At 48.6% G+C, this 5139-nt stretch carries 3 protein-coding genes and 2 pseudogenes; 1 reads left to right on the forward strand and 4 read right to left on the reverse strand.

Annotation, left to right across the window (positions count from 1 at the left end):
- A partial coding sequence (locus BSCG_RS04690; protein ID WP_371179513.1) for a toprim domain-containing protein occupies positions 1 to 760 on the forward strand: 760 nt, incomplete at its 5' end.
- Between the two features lie 113 nt (positions 761 to 873).
- On the opposite strand, the gene BSCG_RS30145 is transcribed toward BSCG_RS04690, so the two are convergent.
- The 4 genes and pseudogenes from BSCG_RS30145 to mobB all read right to left on the reverse strand — a co-directional run bounded on the left by BSCG_RS30145 (position 874) and on the right by mobB (position 4988).
- The gene (locus BSCG_RS30145; protein WP_162864668.1) at positions 874 to 1035 is read right to left on the reverse strand and encodes a hypothetical protein; all 162 of its coding nucleotides are present in this window, start codon (positions 1033 to 1035) and stop codon (positions 874 to 876) included.
- Positions 1036 to 1782: pseudogene (locus tag BSCG_RS0127915) on the reverse strand (DNA adenine methylase).
- 38 nt (positions 1783 to 1820) lie between these two features.
- Positions 1821 to 3833, reverse strand: a pseudogene (mobC, locus tag BSCG_RS0127925) (conjugal transfer protein MobC).
- A 33-nt stretch (positions 3834 to 3866) separates the two neighbouring features.
- A complete protein-coding gene (mobB, locus tag BSCG_RS04685; protein ID WP_008777110.1) occupies positions 3867 to 4988 on the reverse strand; it encodes a conjugal transfer protein MobB in 1122 nt (373 codons plus the stop codon).
- Between the last annotated feature and the right edge of the window lie 151 nt (positions 4989 to 5139).

Here is a 5139-nt window from a genome sequence, read left to right on the forward strand (position 1 = left end):
TATCGGACAAGGAGGGGACATCATCACCCTGGCGATGGAGCTGCAAAAGACGAAGAATATCTCTTATGCATTAAAAGCGATAGAGGGACATTTCCCGGCTGCTTTCCGGCCTGCCGCCTCTGTCAGGAAGCCGGAGCCGCAGGCTGCCGGTTATCGGCAGGTACGCGTTGATCCGCTGACAAACCCGGTCTTGCTGGATTATCTCAAGGAAAGAGGTATCTTAGCCGAAATTGCCCGGAAGACTTGCAAGGAAGTGCATTTCGAGAACAAGGGCAAATGGTATTTTGCCGTGGCCTTTGCCAACCGGAGCGGCGGGTATGAGATCCGCAACAAATACCTGAAAGGGAGCATCTCTCCCAAGGAGATTACACATATTAAAAACGGCGGCGACCATTGTATCGTAGTCGAAGGTTTCATGGACTACCTGTCATACCTCACACTCAAATCAATGCGCCCCGGCAGCGGGCAGCCTGCCGATTATATCGTATTAAATTCGGTCAGCAATGTAGACAAGGCTATCCCGATATTAAAAGAATATAAGAGTGCTTTCTGTCTGCTGGATAATGATCCTGCAGGAAAGCAAGCATTCTGCCAAATGACAGAAGCCGGATGTCCGGTTAAGGACAAGTCGGACTGTTATGCGGAATATAATGACCTGAATGATTACCTGCTGGGAAAGAAGATGGTTCCGGAGAACCGGCAACGCCATGCCGGAAACACTTCCACCAAGGAAAGGTCGCAAACGAAACAGCACGGTTGAAAATTATAACAAAGCTGTCACCGCTTAAAGCATAAAAAGAGGGCCAAATCCGGTCAAACAGATTTGGCTCTCTTTATTATTTCAGCCTCCGGTTAACTTCCGGATAGCTGTTTTTAGTAATTTCTAATCAGCAGCTCGTTGACCGTTTCCCTCTTCTCGGCAATGGAGCAAATGGAACGGAAGATACTGATCCGCTGGATATGGAAACCGGCATAGAGGGCGTCGAAGAAGGTATTCTCCGGATTCTTCTGCCGGGGATCGGAGTTGGAAAGCATTCATTTGCCACCCGCGTCGTCTATTTCCTTACAGAAATCTGCCAGGGCGACCTGCTCTTCGTCCCCGAAGTCCTGCGGCATATACGAGGTACAGGCATTACTCTCATTGACCGGCTTGTAAGGCGGGTCAAAATAAAAGAGGGATTTGGTTCCGATGTACTTTCCGGTCTGCCGGTAGTCACCGTCCAGAATAATGACATCCTGCAACAGCTTATGGTTAAAGCGGATCAGTTCCTCTTCCAGCAGTTTCACCCTTCCACCGAAACCGAAGGTGACGGACAGCTTTCCCTTGCGGTTCACGGAGTAGATGCCGTTATAGCAAGTGCGCATAAAGAAGATAAACAGGGCTGCACGGATGATGTTATCCGGGGTACCTTCATTGTAATAGGTACGTTTCTCCATGAAGTAGGCTTTTCTTCGGGCATGTTCTTCCAATGCGATGTATTCCTCCTGTATCCGGGCAAGCACCCCGATCAACTCTTCCGGGGATTCCTTGATGACGCGGTAGACATTGACCAGGCTCTCGTTGGAATCATTGATGACGCAGCGGATTTCCGGATAGGTTTGTCTTATTCAGAAGAACAGGGCACCGCCCCCGACAAATGGTTCTACGTATGTATCCATCTGCCCGAAGTCTTTCGGAAGCGATTCGATCAGTACGGGGAGCAGTCTTCTTTTGCCTCCCACCCAGGGGAAGCAGGGTTTTCCCGGCAGAGCAGCCGGAGAACTTTTCTTTACTTTTTCCATGTTTACAACATTTAAATGATTAATAAATTATATAGGGATTATTCATCGTCTGCCGTTTCCAGCAGGTGTTTCAGGTTGGGATCATTCTCAATGCGGAGCAACTCTTTCTCAATAATCTGCGTCACGTCTTCCTTGATTTGATAGTAGTTCCTTTCGATTTCCTCTTCCATGTGGTCCTTACCGTCCGCACCGGTAAAGTCCGTGATCACCGGGATTTTCCGGTAGGCTTTCGTTTCCGCAGCTACCTGTTCGTTATCCACTATGATTTCGGCATGGAATATCTTCTGATTTATCTTTTCATCGAAACTGTCGCAGACCGAACCGACAAATTCCCCCTGCGAGAGGTTGGATATCTTGGAAGCGGGGATGAGCGAGTCGAGCTGGGTAGAGATATTGGTCGAGGTGTCCTCCCTGGTCATATTGATGGACTTGCGCTGCTGGAGTACTTTTCCGAACCTTTCCGAGAGATTCTTTGCGGTTTCACCCACTACCTGCCCGGCAAAAATATTGCCAATTGTATTTTGGATCACACGCGCCTCCTTGTCGCCGTAATCCCTAACGAGTTGGCTGTAGTCTTGGGCACCGAGCATAACAGCCACCTTGTTGCTCCGGGCGGTGGCTATCAACGTGTCAAGCCCTTTAAAATAAATAGTTGGAACCTCGTCCACCAGGATGGAACATTTGAGCTTGCCTTTCCGGTTCACCATCTTGACGATACGGGCATTGTACAACCCCAATGCCGCCGAATAAATGTTCTGGCGGTCAGGGTTATTGCCTACACATAAGACCTTCGGGGCATCCGGATTGTTGATATCCAGCGTGAAGTCATCTCCGGTCATGATCCAGTAAAGGGCAGGTGAAATCAACCTGGACAGCGGAATTTTGGCGGAAGCTATCTGGCCTTGGAGCTGCTCCATCGCACCGCCTTTCCAGGCATCCATAAACGGGGAAAGATAATTTTCCAACTCCCGGTAAGAGGTAAGGATAGTGAACAGGTCAGAATATGGCTTATTCAACAGCTCGATGGCATGCGGGAAGGTGCAGTACTGTCCGTTTTCAAAAATTTTTAAATACCAGATCACGGCAGCGAAGAGCACAATCGGGCTTTCCACAAAGAAGTCCCCCTGCTTCTGAATCCAACTCTTATTCAAGTTAAGCATGATCACATAAGCTGATTCATAGGCATCCGCAATATCGGACAGGAATGAGGGATTAAGCGGATTACACCGGTGGCTGTGGCGTGGATCATCAAAATTAATGACATAGAAACCGACCGGCTTGACATATTTATCTTTATTCCTAAGCAGCTGGTTATAAGCGATCAGGCTTAAATCCGGAAATTTGAAGTCATAACAGTAGAGTGCATAGCCTTTCTCTATTTGCTGCTTGATAAACTGGTTGATGACACAGTAGGATTTCCCGCTACCGGGACATCCCACCACGATGCACCCCCTCTGCGGGGATACGACATTGATCCAGCCGTTGTGCCACTTTTTCTTGTAATAGAAACGTGTCGGCAGGTTCACCGAATATTCATTGGCGATCAAGCGGGTTTCCTGCATGAAGCTCTCGTTCTCATCGTTAAAGACGTCATCCATGAGCTGGTTCTTCAGCAAGCGGGTAATCCAGACTCCGGCGGTAAGCAGGCAGATATATCCGGCGGCTACGGTAGATACATATGATAAGGTAAGAAGCGTAACAGAGAAACGGGTTGTCAATAAGAACTCACTACCGAAAAAGAGCAACACTCCGGCTGTAAGATAACAGCCGATATGCTTTCATGACATCTCCACATCCTTCCGTCCTTTAGCTCCCATACAGGAGAAGAAGAGGAAGAGCAGGCTGAAGGATTTGCTGACCAACGAGTGGGAAAACAGTCCCGTATCCCGTTGGAAATTGAGCAGCATCTTGTCCACCACACCAATGGTCAGATTCATGGAAAGAAAGTAGGGATAACAGAAATAATAGACATTCATTACTAAAAAGATGATGCTGACAGCCCTCATAAAGTCGAGGTTCTTATTGAGTCCTCTGGTTTCGTCTTGTGACATATTATCTTAATGGATTAATAGTGATACATTTTATTAACCGAGACGCGGTCCCCTGCGCTTTCTCTTCTTCTTTTTCCCGTAAGGGCTTTGGGGCAGGTCTTCTCCCGGATAAGGATAAGACTCTGGTGAGAAGATGTCCAGCAGCCCTTCCACCAGTCCCGGTTCTTTTCCCACCGGTTCGCTCTGGTGCAAGCGAGGCTCTTCCTCTTCCTTTCCCGGTAGAACCGTACCATATTGCCGGTTGATAACCGATGCCGAGTATTCCTTTCCCAATGCAGAACCTTTAAACACGGTTTTGGAGGTATGATCTATATAGGTAACTCCGTAAATCACCCCCGCAACGTTCTCATAAAGCGTGGCGGCGATGCCTTTTCCGGAGAGTTCTTTTAGGAATCCCTGACGGGTATCCTGTTTCAGAGCCGTGGCAATCGCCTCTTTTGTCTCCTGGGGAATGGGATGTTTTGCCATCCATTGTTTGCTTTTGAAAAATTTCTTGTGCAGGGCTTCATAGCCCACACTCTTGCCGATCTTGCTGGATTTGATGGCTACGCCCACCCGGTCACCCTTCTCACCGGTAGCCGCATAGATCAGCCCGTGGTAGGTTTTCCCGTCTATCGTTTTATGAGTTTCTTCTACTGTCACATGGAAAAGGCCGAGCAGTGCTCTGAACTCTTTAATGGATTGAAATTTGTATTCCTGCATAATGGGCTTGACCACATTCGCTATCTGGTGCTTGATGTCTCCTTTATGGTAATCGACAACAGTGAGTGGCAAAGCTTCCCGCCGTCCCATCTTCTCGGCTGCCGACAGATGGTATTTTCTCTCCAGTTCCCGGCAAACCGAGGTAGAGCGTTGCCACTCCTTATAATCATTGATTTTCTTTCCTTGCCCGTCAATACGCAGGGAGACGATATGGATATGGGGCCTGCCGATATCCTCATGCAGGTAGATGATATAGGGCTGGTCGCCATACCCCATCTTTTCCATGTATTCCTGCCCGATGGCTGCCAACTGTTCATCGGTCAGCATATCGTCCGGATGCGGATTGAGTGAGACATGGATAACCGGTTTCTCTGTCCGGCGGTTGGCTGCCAGATACGGTTCGAAGGAACGCATGCAATGCTGGATGGTCGGATTGCCGTCCGCCGGTTCCATAATCCGGTTTCATGCCAGTGGCCGGGCTTGCTGCTTGTCCACTTTTTCGTGATTATAGTATAATGCCCCGTAGACGGAGGCTCCTGATGTTATTTTTGCAACCATTGTTCGAATTCTTGGGTGAGACGGATAATCTCTCGGTTGAGGGAGA

This window comes from Bacteroides sp. 2_2_4, from assembly GCF_000157055.1.
Classification (GTDB): domain Bacteria; phylum Bacteroidota; class Bacteroidia; order Bacteroidales; family Bacteroidaceae; genus Bacteroides; species Bacteroides ovatus.

Coding starts and splice junctions, on each gene's coding strand:
- mobB (WP_008777110.1), bottom strand. CDS start 4,988: ATGGAACCGGCGGACGGCAATCCGACCATCCAGCATTGCATGCGTTCC.
- BSCG_RS30145 (WP_162864668.1), bottom strand. CDS start 1,035: ATGCTTTCCAACTCCGATCCCCGGCAGAAGAATCCGGAGAATACCTTC.